This is a genomic window from Pseudomonas sp. SWRI18 (assembly GCF_014268345.1).
Taxonomy (GTDB): Bacteria; Pseudomonadota; Gammaproteobacteria; order Pseudomonadales; family Pseudomonadaceae; genus Aquipseudomonas; species Aquipseudomonas cedrina.
In genome coordinates, this window is record NZ_JACCQQ010000006.1 from 145,744 (window position 1) to 162,413 (window position 16,670).

Here is a 16,670-nt window from a genome sequence, read left to right on the forward strand (position 1 = left end):
ACTATTTTTCCGCGCTGCTCAAGGGCCGGCACTGGGCCGGCTTGATCAGCGCGGAAACTGAGTAGACCGACCCGTCAATGAGCATTTCAGCCGCAACCCCCCAAGCCAATTGGCAACCGGTCATCGCCCTCGCGTTGGCCGCCTTTGTGTTCAATACCACCGAATTCGTGCCCGTCGGGCTGCTCAGCGCCATCGGCGCCAGCTTCGACATGCCGGTTGCAAGCGTCGGGCTGATGCTCACCATCTACGCCTGGATCGTGTCCCTGACCTCGTTGCCGGTGATGCTGCTGACCCGCAACATCGAACGACGCAAGCTGCTGATCGTGCTGTTCTGCCTGTTTATCGTCAGCCACATCCTGTCCAGCGTCGCCACCAGTTTTGGCCTGCTGATGCTCAGCCGCATCGGCATTGCCTTGTCCCACGCCTTGTTCTGGTCGATCACCGCCTCACTGGCGGTACGCCTGGCGCCTGAGGGCAAGCAAGTGCAAGCCCTCGGCCTGCTGGCCACCGGCACCTCCCTGGCGATGGTCCTGGGCATCCCGCTGGGCCGTCTGCTCGGCGAAGCCATGGGTTGGCGCACCACCTTCCTGGTGATCGGCGCGTTCGCCGCCGCACTGGTGTTCTGGCTGGCGCGCACCTTGCCGCTGCTGCCGAGCCAGAACTCCGGCTCCCTGCGCAGCCTGCCTTTGCTATTCAAGCGGCCCGCGCTGGTGGCGCTCTACGTGCTCACCGCCATGACCGTGACCGCGCAATTCACCGCCTACAGCTACATTGAACCCTTCGTCGAAGGCGTGGCCGGCATGAGTGGCAGCGCGGTGACCTTGATCCTGCTGGTCTTTGGCGGCGCGGGCATCATCGGCTCGCTGCTGTTCAGCCTGGTGCACCGCATCAATCCTCACCTGTTCGTGGTCGGCGCAGTGTTTATCCTGGCCGCCTGCCTGGCACTGCTGTTGCCGTTGAGCGGTGCGCAGTCCTACCTGATGGTACTGAGCGTTTTCTGGGGCATGGCGATCATGGGCTTTGGCCTGGCCATGCAATCGAAGGTGCTGGTGCTGGCACCGGATGCGACCGACGTGGCCATGGCGATGTTCTCCGGCATCTACAACATCGGCATCGGCGGCGGCGCCCTGGTGGGCAGTTGGGTCGGCAGCCAGTTCGGCTTCGCCTGGATCGGCGCGGCGGGCGGGTTGCTGGCGGCGCTGGCGTTGGTGGGGTATTGCCTGGCGATCAGGAGGTTTGGGCAGGGTGTGGCGGGAACCTGATCCAAGCTCCCGCGCCCGCCGACGTCGGTTAAGGCGCCAACGCATTCAACACATGTACAGGGTCGTTGTGAATGGCCCTCAACAGCGCCTTTGCTGGGCCAGTCGGTTCGCGTCGCCCCTGTTCCCAATTACGCAGTGTGCCAATCTGAACGTCGATCATTGCGGCGAATTTGGCTTGAGTCAGGCCTGTTGTCTTACGAATTTTTTTGACTTGAAGCGCGTCAACAATAAATTGGCGAGAGGGCTGGCGCTCGCCTCGGACGATTTCGTCCATCTGTTGCACGCTTTCCATTAGCTCATCGAAGAATTTGCTCATGGTTATCTCCAGTGTTCGATGACGGCTTTCAGTGTTTTGCGTTCATCGTTTGTCAGGTCTTGCTGTTCGTTTTTTGGATAGATCATCAATAACGCGATTTTTGAAGCCGTTACAAAGTGATAATAAATCACTCTGGCACCGCCTCGTTTGCCGTGGCCTTTGGAGGCAATGCGCAGCTTTCGGATGCCGGCCGTTCCTTCGATCACATCTCCAGCATGGGGATTCAACATCAACGCTACCTGCAAACCCAGATAGGCATCGTGATTCATCAACTCCGTTACGCGCCGGGTGAAAACTGCGGTTTCGATAAAAATCATAGCAAATGTACGCCATTGACTTAGTAGTCGGCAATGCTAGTGCAGTCGCAGGCATGGATCATCTGATTAGTTGTAAGCGGGTTTTGTGCAAACGAACCCGTCGCGCTTGAGCCTCAACCTGTCTTGGGCGCAGGACTCCAGATAAGTCCTACACAGCATTTTGATACCCATTGCTACCGTCGCCGGCGACCGCCCACCTCCTGTGGTGACGGCACTTGAGCAGCAATGGAGTCGATTGTGCAAAAGCGTTTGACCGCCGAGTTTATCGGTACTTTCTGGCTGACGTTCGGCGGCTGTGGCAGCGCCATTCTGGCGGCGGCCTTTCCGGGGTTGGGCATCGGTTTCGTGGGCGTTGCGCTGGCGTTTGGTCTCACTGTGCTGACCATGGCCTACGCCGTCGGGGGGATTTCAGGTGGGCACTTCAACCCGGCGGTGACCATTGGCCTATGGGCAGGGCGGCGGATTGCTGCGGGTGATGTACTGCCGTATATCGCGGCGCAGGTTGCCGGAGCGATCGCTGCGGCGGCGGCGTTGTACCTGATTGCCAACGGGCAGCCTGGTTTCACTGTGGGTGGTTTTGCCGCCAACGGTTACGGCCCCCTGAGCCCAGGCCTCTTTGACCTGAAGGCCGCACTGTTGGCCGAGCTGATCGCCACGTTTTTCTTCGTATTCATCATTATGCGTGTGACTGCACCGGGGGCTGCTCCGGGCTTTGCGCCAATTGCCATTGGCCTGGCGCTGACCTTGATTCACCTGGTGCTGATCCCGGTAACCAATACGTCGGTCAACCCGGCACGCAGTACCGGGCCTGCCGTGTTTGCCGGGGCTGAGTACCTTTCGCAGCTTTGGGTGTTCTGGCTGGCGCCGATTGTTGGCGGGGTGTTGGGGGCGTTGGCGGCTCGCACATTGGGCGAGAAGTGATTCGCGGGCGAGCCCGCTCCCACAGTTTTTCGGTGCCAGGCACAGGACTGGCGGACACCATCAATCCCCTGTGGGAGCTGGCTTGCCTGCGAAAGCGGTGGATCAGCCGCCGGATTTATAGCTGACACACCGCCTTCGCGAGCAAGCCCGCTCCCACATTTTGATCGATTTACACCTGACTAGGACGCTGGCGGCTATCAGGCCGCCACGGGAGCAAGCTCCCTCGCCACAGGAACCGTGCAACACCGAAGCCTATGGCGGTAGGGGCATCACAGCGCAGCCAGTACGGCTTCGAGTTTTTCCTGGTCCCGCGCAAACTGGCGGATGCCTTCGGCCAACTTTTCGGTGGCCATCGCATCTTCGTTGGAGGCCCAGCGAAATTGCGCCTCGTTGATGGACTGGCGCGCTTCGCCGGCCGCGCCCGGCAGCAGTTTGCGTTCCAGGGTGCCCTGGTCTTCATCGAGTTTTTGCAGCAACTCGGGGCTGATGGTCAAGCGGTCACAGCCCGCCAGTTGTTCGATCTGGCTGAGGGTGCGAAAGCTCGCGCCCATGACCACGGTCTTAATGCCGTTGGCCTTGTAGTAGTTGTAGATGCGCGTCACCGACTGCACGCCGGGGTCATCCACGCCGGTGTAGTCCAGGCCCGTGCTCTTGCGGTACCAGTCGTAGATGCGGCCCACAAACGGAGAGATGAGGAACACGCCCGCGTCGGCGCATGCCTGGGCCTGGGCGAAGGAGAACAGCAGGGTCAGGTTGGTCTGGATACCGGCCTTTTCCAGGCGCTCGGCGGTGCGGATGCCTTCCCAGGTGGAGGCCAGCTTGATCAGCACGCGATCGCGGCCGACGCCGGCCTTGTCATACAGCTCGATAAGCTGGTTGGCCTTGGCCCACAGCGCGTCTTCGTCGAACGACAGGCGCGCATCGACTTCGGTGGAGATGCGCCCCGGGATCACCTTGAGAATCCCGCAACCGACCGCCACCGAAAACTGGTCGCAGGCCAGGCCGAGATCGCCCTTGGACAGGTCGAGCGCTTCGCGCAGGATGTCGCCGTAGTGTGCGATCGCCGAGGCTTTGAGCAGCAGCGACGGGTTGGTGGTGGCATCGACCGGTTTCAGCCGGCTGATGGCCTCCAGGTCGCCGGTGTCGCAGACCACGGTGGTGAATTGCTTGAGTTGTTCGAGCTTGGATGTCATGAGCGGTTGTTCTCCAGAAATGGGGTTACTGGTTCAGCGCCTGCGCCGTGTCCAGATCGGTGATCAGGATGTCCAGGTAGCCGCCCTTGAGCGCACCGCGAATCGCCTGGACCTTGTTCAACCCGCCGGCCAGCCCGAGCACGCGCTGGATATTGCGCAATTTGGGCAGCGCCACCGATACGACGAATTCTTCATCTTCTTCCAGCACCGGCTGGCCCTGGGCATCGAAGTAGCGCAGGCAGATATCACCCACGGCACCGCGCTCGGCCAACAGGCGCAGCATGTCTTCAGTGTAGTAGTTGCCGCTGTTGCGCAGCAGTTGCGAGGGCTCCAGCTCGCCGATGCCGACAATCGCCAGGGTGATGCTGTCAAAGCGCTGCAGCACTTCCTTGACCTCTTCCATCTGCACGATGCGCTGCTTGCTCTGCACCGATTGCTCGATGCTCTGCGACGGCAGCAGATACGCCGGGCAGTTGAGCAGGGTGGCCAGGCGCTGGGTGAGCAGGGTGGCTTCAAACGCGCCCTTGTGGCCGACACCGCCCAACAGTTGCACCACTTCCTGGGCAGCCTGTTTGCCCGGTTGCGCGTGCAGGTGGCCGACCATGGCGCGGATGGTGCTGCTCCATGACGAAATGCCGATATGGTCCTGCGGCGACAGGCTGGTTTCCAGGTAATGGGCGGCAGCCGAACCAATGGCCTGCTTGATGCTTTCATCACTGCCGGGCTCGGTGGCTTCCACCACGATCACTCGGCGCACGCCGTAGCGGCGTTGCAATTGGGTTTCCAGCTCCAGGTGCAGGCCTTGCAGGCGCATCACGCTGATCTTCACCACGCCGTCCTGCAGCGCCCGGCGCAGGGCGCGGCTGATAAACGACTGGGACAAGTCCAGTTGCGCCGATATTTCGGACTGCTTGAGCCCTTCTTCGTAATAGAGGCTCGCGATCTTGGTGATCAGGCGCTGTTCTTCGATCTGGCTCATGAAGGCCTCAGTGATGACATCAATGCGGGTGAGGATACCAAACCCTTACGACATGATCAGGCCGCCGTCGATATTGATCGCCTGGCCGGTCAGGTACGCCGCGTCATCGGACGCCAGGAACGCCACCAGTCCCGCGACATCCGCAGGCTTGCCGGCACGGCGCAAGGGGATGTTCTTGACCCATTCGGCCATCAGTTCACCCTTGCCGTAGCGTTTTTCGTCGGTGCTGAGGATCTCGCCCCATACGCGGTCGTTGTAGTCCCACATTTCGCTTTCGATGATGCCGGGGCAGAACGCATTCACCGTGATGTTATGCCGCGCCAACTCCAGCGCCAGGCTCTGGGTGATGCCGATCACGCCCATTTTGCTCGCGGCGTAGTGGGGCGTGTAAATGAAACCCTGGCGGCCCTGGCCCGACGAGGTATTGATCAAGCGGCCGCTGCCTTGCTTGACCATGTACTTGGCCGCTTCCCTGCAACCCAGCCACACGCCGGTGGTGTTGACTTGCAGCACCTTGTCGAAGTCGGCGCGGGGCATTTTGTCGTAGTGGTCGATGGTGATGATGCCGGCGTTCTGTACCGACACGTCGATGCTGCCAAAGCGCGTGTGGCCTTCGCGATAGAGTTTTTCGATATCACTTTCGTCCGTGACGTCGATGCCCAGGGCCAGCACCTCGACTTTGTACGCCTGGGCCAACTGGTCGGCAGTGAACGTCACCCGCTCCAGGTCGTTGGAGGCCAGTACCAGGTTGGCGCCTTCCTGGGCGAAACGCTCGGCAATGCCGGCGCCGATGCCACGGCAGGCGCCGGTGATGACTACGGTTTTACCGCTGAAACGTTGCGACATGACTAACTCCTACCAGCACACAAAGCCGCCATCGACCAACAGGTCGACACCGGTGCAGAAAGACGATGCCTGGCTGACCAGAAAGATCGCCGGCCCGACCATTTCTTCCACGCTGGCCATGCGGCCCATGGGCGTGGTCTGTTCAAAGATCTTCACCTGGTCGGCCACTTCCGGCCGTGAGTTCATCGGCGTGGCGGTGTAGCCGGGGCTGATGCAATTGACGCGCAGGCCCTTGTCGGCCCATTCCATCGCCAGGCTTTTGCTCAGGTGGATCACCCCGGCCTTGGAGGTGTTGTAGTGCGCCTGCAACAGGCCACGGTTGACGATGCTGCCGGACATGGAGGCGATATTGACAATGGCGCCCTTGCCACGCGGCAGCATCACCGCAGCCTGCGCCTGGCAGCTGAGGAAGATGCCGGTGAGGTTGATGTCCAGCATGGTCTGCCAGCGTTGCAGCTCCAGGTCCTCGGCGGCCTGGGCGTTGGCGATGCCGGCGCAGTTGACCGCCACGCTGAGCTCGCCCAGTTCTGCCTCGGTGCGGGCGACGGCGGCGTCCAGGGCGGCGCGCTCGGTGACCGTGCCGCTGAGGGCCAGGGCACGGCGGCCGAGGGCCTGGATGCGTTCGACGGTGCTGCCAATTCCCGGACTGCCGGGCAAATCAAAACACGCCACATCCGCCCCGGCTTCGGCCAGGCCGACGGCGATGGCCTGGCCGATGCCGCTGCCGGCACCGGTGACGAAGGCCACTTGGCCTTGAAGACTGAAAAGTTGCATGAACGACTCCAAATTTTGAATACACCCTAGATCCAAACTGTGGGAGCGGGCTTGCTCGCGAATGCGGTGTATCAGTCACTGAGTTTATTAACTGACCCACCGCATTCGCGAGCAAGTCGAATCGTCGCACCGCCGCTCCCACATTGGATCTCCACTGTCTCTCAGGCCGTAGCCATTTCCATCACCGAAACCGGCGTAGCCTCGCCACGTTCCAGAATTCCCATCTGCCGGCCCCGGCTCATCACCATCACCCGATGGGACAAACCCAGCACTTCATCCAGGTCCGAACTCACCACGATCACCGCCATGCCCTTGGCCGCCAGGTCCGCGATCACCTCATAAATCGCCGCCCGCGCGCCCACGTCTATGCCGCGCGTCGGCTCATCGAGGATGAACACCTTGGGATTGCGCGCCAGCCATTTGGCAATGATCACTTTCTGCTGATTACCGCCGGACAAGCTGGAGATCCGCGACTGCGGCGCGCCTTTGACCCCGAGGCGCGCCACCGCCGTGCGCGCGAACTCGCGCAGCGGGGCGGGGAACACCCAACCGCGCTTATCCAGCAGGTCGGTGTTGCCGTAGATCAGGTTGTCTTCGATGCGATGTTCCACCACCACGCCTTGCTGTTTGCGGTCCTCGGGCACCAGCACCACACCGGCCTGGATGGCTTCGAATGGCGAGCGCAGTTGACGCACCTGGCCATCGAGCACCATATGCCCGCGGATATCCTGGGCCGCGCCGGCAATGGTGCGCACCAGTTCGGTCCGCCCGGCGCCGACAACACCGGCGATGCCGAACACTTCACCGGCGCGCACGCTGAAATCGATGCCGTGCAAGGCGAATTCGCGGCAACTCAAATCCTTGACCTGCAGCACCACCTGGGCCTGGGGAGGCGCAAGCGCGGGGAAAATCCGCTCCAGGCTGCGCCCGACCATCTGCTCGACCAATTCGCGCACCGGCACTTGCGCCGTGGCGTGCAGGGCGATCTGCCGACCGTCGCGCAGCACCAGCACGCGGTCGGCGATGCGTGCGATTTCTTCGAGGCGATGGCTGATGTAGATAAACGACACACCCTCGGCCTTCAGACGTTCCACCTGCTTGAACAACAACTCGGTTTCGTCCCCGCCCAACGCAGCGGTGGGTTCATCGAGAATCAACAGGCTGGCCTTGAGGGTCAACGCCTTGGCGATTTCCACCAGTTGCTGGGCCGCCACGCTGAGGCCTTCGACCTTGCGCGACGCCAGCACCTTGAGCCCCAGGCGTTCCAGCTGGATCTGCGCCTGGACCTCCATGTACTCGCGGTCCACCCGCCCGTAACGCATGGGCAGGCGACCGACGAAGATATTCTCGGCGATCGACAATTGCGGCAGCAGGCGGATTTCCTGATGGATCAGGCCGATCCCGGCGCTCAACGCGGCCCCCGGCGAACCCGGGGCGTAAGGCTCGCCGAGCCAGGTCATGCTGCCCCCGGCCTCCGGTTGCACCAGGCCTGCGATGATCGACGACAAAGTCGATTTCCCCGCGCCGTTTTCACCGAGCAGGGCCAACACTTCGCCGGGGCGAATGTCGACGTTGACCTGCGACAGTACCTGCACCGGCCCATAGGCCTTGCTGATATTGCGCAGGCACAACACCGCGTCCGTGGACGTCTGCAACGCTGCTGCTTTCATCACGATCTCCAAGGCTTACGGGTGCTGTTGCAGGAACGGCGCGACGTTGTCTTTGGTGGTCAACACGGTGGGCAGCAGTTGTTCCTTGGGCACGTCTTTGCCGGCTTTGAGGTCGATGGCGGAAGCCACGGCCATACGGCCCATTTTCTGCGTCTGCTGGGTCATGGTTGCGTTCAGCACACCACTTTGCACGGCCTTGAGCCCGGCGACGTCACCGTCAAAACCGACCACCACGACCTTATGGTCCAGGTTGCCGATTTTCACCGCCTGCGCGGCACCCAGGGCCATGGCATCGGCACGGCCGAAGAACACAGTGATGTTCGGGTCACGCTGGAGCAGGTCCTGGGCCACGGCGAAGCCTTTGTCCTGGGCCCATTCGGCTGGTTGCTGGGCGACCACCTTGAGGTCCGGGAAGGCTTTCAGGCCTTCTTCAAAACCCTTGGCGCGATCGTTCTCCGGCGTGGTACCGATCTGGCCTTGCAGGATCGCGATGCGGCCCTTGCCGTCGGTGACCTTGCCGACGTATTCGGCCAGGGTCTTGGCGCCGGCCACGCTGTCGCTGGCGATGAAGGTATCGCCGGGTGCGTCGGGGGCGTTGCGGTCGACGGCGATCACCGGGATGCCGGCGGCCTTGGCGGCTTTTACCGGTACGCCGGCGGCGGTGGCGCCCGCCGGGATGTAGATCAGCACGTCGATCTGGCGGGTGATCAAGTCTTCAATCTGGCTGACCTGGGTCGAGGAGTTGCCCTGGGCATCCACGGTGATCACCTTGATCCCCTTGGCCTTGCCCTCGGCTTCCACCGATTGCTTGATCTGGTTGAAGAAGTCGGCCTGCAGGTTGGCCACGGCCAGGCCGATGGTCAGGTCCTTGGCCCAGGTGGTGCCGGCGGCAGAGAGGGTAGCGGCCGCCAGCGCGGTGGCGATGAGCAGTTTCTTGGGGCTGAACATGTCGGTGACTCCTGGTTTTATTGTTGGAGGGTGTCAACTGTCGAACAGGTTTAACGGGCAGTGCTGGAGCGGCGTCGCAGGGTGTCGATGGTGACGGCGAGGGCGATGACCACGCCGATCACCACTTGTTGGATAAAGGGCGAGACGCCCAGCAGGTTGAGGCCATTGCGCAACACGCCAATGATCAACACGCCGACCAAGGTGCCGCCGATGCTGCCGACGCCACCGTTGAGGCTGGCGCCGCCAATCACCACGGCGGCGATGGCGTCCAGTTCCAGGCTCAGGCCGGCGCTGGGTTGGGAAGAGTCGAGGCGCGCGGCCAGGGTGACGGCAGCGATACCGGCAAGGGCGCCACTGATGGCGTACACCCAAAGGGTGATCGCGCGCACCTTGATGCCTGACAGGCGCGCCACTTCCGGGCTGCCGCCCATGGCATACAGGTTGCGCCCACCGGCCCGAAAGCGCAGGAACACCCAGGCCAGCACCAGCATCACCAGGAACAGCCCGACAGTGGCCGAGAGAAAGCCGAAATGCCGCACCGTGGCCAGGCTGGTGAACCATTCCGGGTAGCCGACGACCTGGCGGCCTTCGGTAAGGATATTCGCCAGACCGCGCGCCACCGACATCATGGTCAGCGTTGCAATGAAGGGTGGCAGCTTGGCGTAGGTGATCAGCCCGCCGGACACCAGCCCGGCAAGCATGCCGGTGGCGATCGAGATCGGAATCGCCAGGCCCAGCGGCACGGCCTGATCCTGATAGAGCCAGCCGAGCATCATCATCGAGAATGCCAGCACCGACCCCACCGACAGGTCGATACCGCCAATCACGATCACAGCCGTCATGCCGATCGCCAGGATGCCCAGTACCGTGACCTGATCAAGGATGTTCAGGCCATTGCGCAAGGAAAAGAAGAATTCGGAACTGAAGGAGAAGACCAGCACCAGCAATACCAGCCCGATCAGCGGGCCGCCGATGTTACTGGGCAGGAGTTTCACCAGGCGTGGGCGGGGCGGCGGCTTGAGTTCGGACGGGTGCTGGACAATAGCTTTGGCGTCCACAGTGTTCTCCTGAGTTGTTTTTTTTGGAGTGCTTTCAGGTCGCCTGAATATTTATGCGTGCCTGACTGTTAATTCAGATTCCAGTGACACCGTGGCAAAGTCAAGCGCTTAATTTTTGCGACGGGCCTTTGGAACACTGTTTTGGCTGCGGGAAAAGCCGCGGAGTAGACGCGCTGGCATGGGATTTTGCCCGTTTGTCCGAGGGATATTTCACCTATTTATTTGTTTTTTCATGGATCGCTCACTTGACCGCGCGCTGGATCGGCGTCTAAATAGAAATATATTGTCACTGCTGAATAAATATTCAAAACAGCTTTCGACACGTTTACCGCAAATGCCTCACCTCGCGTGGTCACCCACAGGAGCCGCTGCATGAATGCCTTCCAGTACGACGCTCACCAGATCAAAGAACAGGCCCGCCTGATCCGGCGCCACGTGATCCGCCTGAATGCCGACTCACCGGCCGGCGGCCACACCGGGGCGGACCTGTCGGAAACCGACATCCTCGCCACCCTGTATTTCCGTATCCTCAATACCGGCCCGGAACGCACCGAAGACCCGGAGCGCGATATCTACATCCAGAGCAAGGGCCACGGCGTGGGCGGCTTGTATTGCTGCCTGGCGCAGGCGGGCTACATTCCCACCGATTGGCTGGCGACCTACCAACACTTCAATTCCCATTTGCCCGGCCACCCGGTGCGCCAGAAAACCCCTGGCATCGAACTCAACACCGGCGCCCTCGGCCACGGTTTGCCGGTGGCGGTGGGGCTGGCGCTGGCGGCAAAAATGTCCGGCAGCAAAAAGCGCATCTATGTCTTGACCGGCGACGGCGAACTGGCCGAAGGCTCCAACTGGGAAGCGGCGATGGCGGCGGCCAAGTACGGCCTGGATAACCTGTTCGTGATCGTCGACAAGAACAAGCTGCAGCTGGCGGGGTTGACGGCCGACATCATGCCGCTCGACCCGCTGGACGTGAAATGGGCCGCCTTCGGCCTCAGCGTCAGCGAGTGCGACGGCAACGATGTGGGCCAATTGATCCAGGCCCTGGAAAGCATGCAGGCCAAGAGCGGCGCGCCCCAGGTGCTGATCGCCCACACCATCAAAGGCAAGGGCGTGTCGTTTATCGAAGCCCGTCCCGAATGGCACCACCGCGTGCCCAAGGGTGACGAAGTCAACGCGGCACTGGAGGAGTTGAACCATGGCGAGTGAACATTTGGCGAGCGTCATGGTGCAGGCCTTCATCGACGCGGTCGACGCCGGGCTCGATGTGGTGCCGGTGGTCAGCGACTCCACGTCCACGGCCAAGATCGGGCCATTCGCCCAGCGTTTCCCCGAGCGGCTGATCAACGTCGGCATTGCCGAACAGTCGCTGGTCAGTGTGGCGGCGGGGTTGGCCTTGGGCGGCAAGATTGCTGCCACCTGCAATGCCGCACCGTTCCTGATTTCGCGGGCCAACGAGCAGATCAAGGTCGACGTTTGCTACAACCAGGCCAACGTCAAAATGTTCGGCCTGAACGCCGGCACCAGCTACGGCCCGTTGGCCAGCACCCACCACAGCCTCGACGATATTTCGGTAATGCGTGGCTTTGGCCACGTGCAGATCTTCGCTCCGGCCGATGCCATCGAGTGCCGGCAAATCGTCGATTACGCCCTGCGGTATGAAGGACCGGTGTACATCCGTCTCGACGGCAAGGCGTTGCCCGACGTGCACGGTGCCGGCTACCAGTTCAAACCCGGCCAGGTGGATATCCTGCGCCAGGGCGCCGACGTGAGCATCGTGGCCCTGGGCTCGGTGGTGCACGAAGCGGTCGACGCGGCGGCGTTGCTGGCGGAGCAGGGCATTGAGGCCCAGGTGATCAACCTGTCGTCGATCCGGCCATTGCAGCGTGACGTGTTGCTCAGCGCCTTGAGCGGTACGCGTGCGGTAATCACCGTCGAAGAACACAACATCAATGGCGGCGTCGGCAGCCTGGTTGCCGAGGTGCTGGCCGAAGCCGGCCTGGGCATCGGGTTGACGCGCCTGGGCATCGGCGATGGCGAATACGCCGCCGCCGGTGCGCGCGAACCGACGCGCGCCTTGCATAACATCGACGCGGCTGGGATCGTGGCGGCTGCCACTCGGTTGCGGTGAAGTCCATGAACAACAACACGCCGCTGATCCTGGCGATAGACGAAGGCACCAGCAACGCCAAGGCGGTGCTGGTCAACGAACTCGGGCAAGTGATTGCGCGCGGTTCACGCCCCTTGAGCATCACCCATCCGGCGCCCGGGTTTTCCGAACAGGACCCGCTGTCGATCTGGCACAACACCCTGGCCGCCATTGAGGAATGCCTGGCCCAGGTGGATCGACCGATCACTGCGGTGGCCATCAGCAACCAGCGTGAATCGGTCGTGGCCTGGGACCGGCATACCGGCGAGGCGCTGTCGCCGTGCATCAGTTGGCAATGCCGGCGCTCCACCGCGTTATGTGCCGAGCTGCATGCGCAGGGTCATGAAGCGCTGGTCCTGGAAAAAACCGGATTGGCCCTTGACCCGATGTTCTCCGCCGGCAAGTTCCGCTGGATTCTCGATCACCTGGATAACGGCCACGCCCGCGCAGCGGCCGGGGATATCTGCCTGGGGACCGTCGATAGCTGGCTGCTGTGGAAACTCAGCGGTGGCCAGGTGTTTGCCACCGATTATTCCAATGCGGCGCGCACGCAACTGTTCAACCTGCACACCTGCGCCTGGGACCCGCAACTGTTGGCGCTGTTCCAGATTCCACTGGCCGCATTGGCGCCGATCCAGCCCAGCGCCGGTTTTTTCGCCGAAACCGTCGCAGTGGGCGGTGTACCTGCCGGTATCCCGGTGATGTCGATGATCGGCGACTCCCACGCCGCCCTCTACGGGCAGGGCGGTTTCGCATCGGGGCTGGTCAAGGCCACCCTTGGCACCGGCTCATCGCTGATGACGCCCATGAGTGGCCCGATTGCTTCCACCCATGGATTGTCGACCACCCTGGCCTGGCATGACGGTGTTAAACCCACCTTCGGCATGGAAGGCAATATCGTCCACACCGGCGCCGCCGTGCAGTGGGCCTCGCGCCTGGTGGCCGGGGAATCCCTGGATGCCTTGACCGAACAGGCCGCGCAACTGCCGGATAACGGCGGCGTGTACTTTGTGCCGGCATTGTCCGGGCTGGGGGCGCCGCATTGGCAAGCCGACGCGCGCGGGTTGATCTGCGGGCTGACGGAAGCCACCTCCGGCGCGCATATCCTGCGGGCTTCGCTGGAGTCCATCGGCTACCAGATCCGCGATGTATTCGATGCGATGCAGCAGGACATCGGCAACCCGCTCAAGGAGTTGTGGGTGGATGGCGGCGCAACGCGCAATCGCTGGCTGATGCAGTTCCTGGCCAACCTGCTGCAGCGCCCGGTGGTGCGCAGCCTGTCGCCGGAGGTGTCGGCGCTGGGCGCGGCGCACCTGGCGGGGCGGGCGTTGGGGGTATGGGCAAGTGATGAGGCGTTGGGTGAGCTGGAGCGACAGCGCGAGCGGTTCGAGCCCCACGCTGATCCGCTGATGGCGGGGCGTTATGCAGAATGGAAAAAGGCCCTGGCCCGCACACTGCTCTAGCGGCTTATGAAAATCAAAAATGTGGGAGCTGGCTTGCTCGCGAAGGCGGTGTGTCAGCCAGCGGATTTATCCACTGACCCACCGCATTCGCGAGCAAGCCCGCTCCCACAGTTTTTGTCGGTGCCAGACACAGAACAGGCGAACAGCATCAATCCCCTGTGGGAGCTGGCTTGCCTGCGAAAGCGGTGGGTCAGCCAGCGGATTTATCCCAGCCTGCGGCGAGGGGACGGCGACGGGACATGATGGGCTCGATCTTCAACTGCATAGCGCTGAGCTTAAAGTGCTTAAAACCCCTCGTTAAATACTGTTTTGATCTGAGCTTAGGCGCCTTTCTTCGCCATCCGATGAATCGGGCATAACCATAGAATTATAGGGTTCTTTCATTATTACCCATCGTTAATATAATCGAAGTGACTTTCCTGCCAGGCCCCGTGCGGTTTTTTTGGCATATGCAGCGTTCCCCATTCCTCTCACGCCAAGGCCTTACATGACCTTCAAGAAACTCATCGTCGCCGCCAGTTTGCTGCTTGCCACGGCGGCGGCCCATGCCGAACAAACCCTAGACATCAGCTACCAACGTTCTTCCACCTTGTGGATCCTGCTCAAGCAAAATGGCCAGTTGGAGCAACGTCTCAAACCCCTGGGCTTCACGGTGAACTGGCACGAGTTCAGCACCGGCTTGCTCAGCTCGCTGAACGCCGGCAGCGTTGACCTGCATGCGGACGTGGCCGACGCCTTTGCCCTGTTCACCCAGGCCGCCGACGCGCCGCTGACCTACTACGCCCAGGAAAACTCATCGCCGGGTGCCCAGGCGATCATCGTCCAGGATCACTCGCCGATCCACAGCATTGCCGACCTCAAGGGCAAGACCGTGGCCGTGTCCAAGGGTTCGGGCAGCCACTTCCTGCTGATCTCGGCGCTGAAAAAAGCCGGGCTGACGCTGGCCGATATCACCCCGCGTTACCTGGAAGCACCGGACGGCGGCGCGGCTTTCGCCAATGGCAGCGTCGATGCCTGGGTAATCTGGGACCCGTTCCTCGCCAGCCAGCAACTGGACCATCACGTGCGTGTGATCGCCGACGGCAAGGACGGCCTGGCGGATTACAACCGCTTCTATCTGGCAACCACCAAGTTCGCCAATGCCCACCCGGATGTCTTGCAAGTGACCTTCGACACCCTGCGCGAGACCGGCCAATGGGTGAAGGCCCATCCCCGGCAGGCGGCTGAACTCCTCGGCCCGCTCTGGGGCAATATCGCCCCGGCCACGGTGGAGCGTGCCAATAGCCGCCGCAGCTACGACATCATCCCGGTCAAGCTGGAAAACCTCGCCGAGCAACAGCGTATCGCCGACATCTATTACACCGCCAAGCTGATCCCCAAGCCTTTGAAGGCCAGCGACATCAACCTGTGGACGCCAAAACCATGAGCCGCCAGATCCATTTATCCGCGTTCCTCTTGAGTGGTCCGGTGGTGCACAGCCATGCGGTGTGGCGCCACCCGGAAACCGTCGGCAATTACCTCGACCCCGAGTACTACACGCGGGTGGCCAAGGTGGTGGAGGAGGGGCTGTTCGACTTCCTGTTCTTCGCCGACCGCCTGGCCGTGGGCGACCAGATGGGCGGCTCCCGCGAGTTCGCCCTGCGCTACGGCGCCCAGGACGCCACACGCCTGGACCCGCTGCCGATCCTCTCCTATCTGGTCGGCAAGACCACCAAATTGGGGCTGGGCGCCACCCGTTCCACCACCTATTACGAACCGGCGCATATCGCCCGCGAATTCGCCACCCTCGATCACCTGTCCAAAGGCCGCTCGGCGTGGAATATCGTCACCTCGATGAACGACAGCGAAGGGCGTTTGTTCGGCAAGGACAAGCACCTTGAACACGACCTGCGCTACGACCGTGCCGATGAGTTCGTCGAAGTTGCGCTCAAGCTCTGGAACAGTTGGGGCAAGGACGCGCTGAAGCTGGATCGTGAAAGCGGGGTGCTGGCGGACCCTGAGTTGATCCATTCGGTGCAGCACCAGGGGGAATGGTTCAAGGTCGAAGGCCCGCTGAATATTCCGCGCACGCCCCAGGGCCGGCCGGTGCTGATCCAGGCTGGTTCTTCCGGGCGTGGACGCCGCTTCGGCGCGCGCTGGGCCGAGGCGATTTTTACCATCCACCCGCACTTGGCGGCGATGCGCGCGTTTCGCGATGACGTGCGCGCGCAGGTGGTGCAGCAAGGCCGCGACGCCGACAGCTGCAAAGTGCTCACCGCCGTAATGCCCTTTATTGGCGGCAGCGAGGCCGAGGCCCGCGCCAAGCGTGACCGACACAACGCGCTGGCGCGGCCGGAATTGGGGCTGGTGACCCTGGCGTCACAGCTGAATGTCGACCTGTCGCCATTCCCGCTGTCGGCGACGCTGGCTGAAGTCGCCCAGTCGCCGCTGATCCACCCGGCCGCCGCGGAAAAACTGCTGATGCAAGGCCCCGAAATCACCCTGGAACAACTCGGGCGCATCTTCGCCAGTAGCGTACGCGTGCCGCAGCTCGTGGGCACCGGGGCGCAGGTGGCCGACCAGTTGGCCGAACTGTTCGAGCAGGGTGGTTGCGATGGTTTCGTGATTTCACCGGGGTATCTGCCGGGCTCGTTCACCGAATTTGTCGAGAGCGTGATTCCGCATTTGCAGCGCAAGGGGTTGTTCCGCACGGCGTATGAAGGGTCGACGCTGCGCGAGCATTTGGGGCTCGCCGATCTCCCAGGCTGAGCGCGGTCAATGTGGGCGCTGGCCAT

The 16,670-nt window shown here is 62.3% G+C and carries 16 protein-coding genes; 7 read left to right on the top strand and 9 right to left on the bottom strand.

Annotated elements, in window-relative coordinates:
- Window positions 1–77: 77 nt before the first annotated feature.
- Window positions 78–1,262: a sugar transporter gene (locus H0Z09_RS09460; protein ID WP_186689922.1), complete on the top strand. Its 1,185-nt coding sequence runs from the start codon at window positions 78–80 to the stop codon at window positions 1,260–1,262.
- Window positions 1,263–1,290: 28 nt separating this feature from the next.
- Here the strand turns inward: H0Z09_RS09460 and nadS are convergent, their stop codons facing one another.
- Complete coding sequence (gene nadS / locus H0Z09_RS09465; protein WP_065885023.1) at window positions 1,291–1,578, bottom strand: NadS family protein; 288 nt, start codon at window positions 1,576–1,578, stop codon at window positions 1,291–1,293.
- A 2-nt stretch (window positions 1,579–1,580) separates the two neighbouring features.
- Window positions 1,581–1,895 carry a type II toxin-antitoxin system RelE/ParE family toxin gene (locus H0Z09_RS09470; RefSeq protein WP_186689924.1) on the bottom strand — a complete coding sequence of 105 codons (315 nt, stop codon included), beginning with the start codon at window positions 1,893–1,895 and terminating at the stop codon, window positions 1,581–1,583.
- 225 nt (window positions 1,896–2,120) lie between these two features.
- On the opposite strand from H0Z09_RS09470, the gene aqpZ reads away from it, so the two are divergent.
- Window positions 2,121–2,816 (top strand): aquaporin Z, encoded by a 696-nt coding sequence (gene aqpZ / locus H0Z09_RS09475; RefSeq protein WP_186689926.1) that lies wholly within the window; start codon window positions 2,121–2,123, stop codon window positions 2,814–2,816.
- Window positions 2,817–3,085: 269 nt separating this feature from the next.
- Here aqpZ and tal read toward each other — a convergent pair whose 3' ends face one another.
- The 7 genes from tal to H0Z09_RS09510 form a co-directional block, all read right to left on the bottom strand.
- Window positions 3,086–4,009, bottom strand: a complete 924-nt coding sequence (tal, locus tag H0Z09_RS09480; protein ID WP_076950715.1) for a transaldolase — start codon at window positions 4,007–4,009, stop codon at window positions 3,086–3,088.
- Window positions 4,010–4,034: 25 nt separating this feature from the next.
- Window positions 4,035–4,988 carry a sugar-binding transcriptional regulator gene (locus tag H0Z09_RS09485; RefSeq protein WP_076950714.1) on the bottom strand — a complete coding sequence of 318 codons (954 nt, stop codon included), beginning with the start codon at window positions 4,986–4,988 and terminating at the stop codon, window positions 4,035–4,037.
- A 45-nt stretch (window positions 4,989–5,033) separates the two neighbouring features.
- A complete protein-coding gene (locus tag H0Z09_RS09490; protein WP_186689928.1) occupies window positions 5,034–5,834 on the bottom strand; it encodes an SDR family oxidoreductase in 801 nt (266 codons plus the stop codon).
- Between the two features lie 9 nt (window positions 5,835–5,843).
- Complete coding sequence (locus H0Z09_RS09495) at window positions 5,844–6,608, bottom strand: SDR family oxidoreductase (RefSeq protein ID WP_076950712.1); 765 nt, start codon at window positions 6,606–6,608, stop codon at window positions 5,844–5,846.
- A gap of 161 nt (window positions 6,609–6,769) precedes the next feature.
- Window positions 6,770–8,278, bottom strand: coding sequence for a sugar ABC transporter ATP-binding protein (locus H0Z09_RS09500; RefSeq protein ID WP_186689930.1), 1,509 nt, complete (start codon window positions 8,276–8,278; stop codon window positions 6,770–6,772).
- A gap of 15 nt (window positions 8,279–8,293) precedes the next feature.
- Complete coding sequence (locus tag H0Z09_RS09505; protein WP_186689932.1) at window positions 8,294–9,226, bottom strand: sugar ABC transporter substrate-binding protein; 933 nt, start codon at window positions 9,224–9,226, stop codon at window positions 8,294–8,296.
- A gap of 50 nt (window positions 9,227–9,276) precedes the next feature.
- A complete protein-coding gene (locus tag H0Z09_RS09510; RefSeq protein ID WP_186689934.1) occupies window positions 9,277–10,284 on the bottom strand; it encodes an ABC transporter permease in 1,008 nt (335 codons plus the stop codon).
- Between the two features lie 372 nt (window positions 10,285–10,656).
- Here H0Z09_RS09510 and H0Z09_RS09515 point away from each other — a divergent pair, with 372 nt between their 5' ends.
- From H0Z09_RS09515 to H0Z09_RS09535, 5 genes are all read left to right on the top strand, one after another.
- Window positions 10,657–11,493 (top strand): transketolase, encoded by an 837-nt coding sequence (locus tag H0Z09_RS09515; protein WP_186689936.1) that lies wholly within the window; start codon window positions 10,657–10,659, stop codon window positions 11,491–11,493.
- Window positions 11,483–12,415: a transketolase C-terminal domain-containing protein gene (locus tag H0Z09_RS09520; protein WP_076950707.1), complete on the top strand. Its 933-nt coding sequence runs from the start codon at window positions 11,483–11,485 to the stop codon at window positions 12,413–12,415. Before H0Z09_RS09515 ends, H0Z09_RS09520 begins: the two co-directional genes overlap by 11 nt.
- Window positions 12,416–12,420: 5 nt before the next feature.
- The gene (locus tag H0Z09_RS09525; RefSeq protein WP_186689938.1) at window positions 12,421–13,896 is read left to right on the top strand and encodes an FGGY-family carbohydrate kinase; all 1,476 of its coding nucleotides are present in this window, start codon (window positions 12,421–12,423) and stop codon (window positions 13,894–13,896) included.
- A 487-nt stretch (window positions 13,897–14,383) separates the two neighbouring features.
- Entirely contained in the window at window positions 14,384–15,322 is a 939-nt protein-coding gene (locus tag H0Z09_RS09530; RefSeq protein ID WP_186689940.1) for an aliphatic sulfonate ABC transporter substrate-binding protein, read from the top strand.
- The gene (locus H0Z09_RS09535) at window positions 15,319–16,644 is read left to right on the top strand and encodes an LLM class flavin-dependent oxidoreductase (RefSeq protein WP_186689942.1); all 1,326 of its coding nucleotides are present in this window, start codon (window positions 15,319–15,321) and stop codon (window positions 16,642–16,644) included. Before H0Z09_RS09530 ends, H0Z09_RS09535 begins: the two co-directional genes overlap by 4 nt.
- Window positions 16,645–16,670 lie beyond the last annotated feature (26 nt).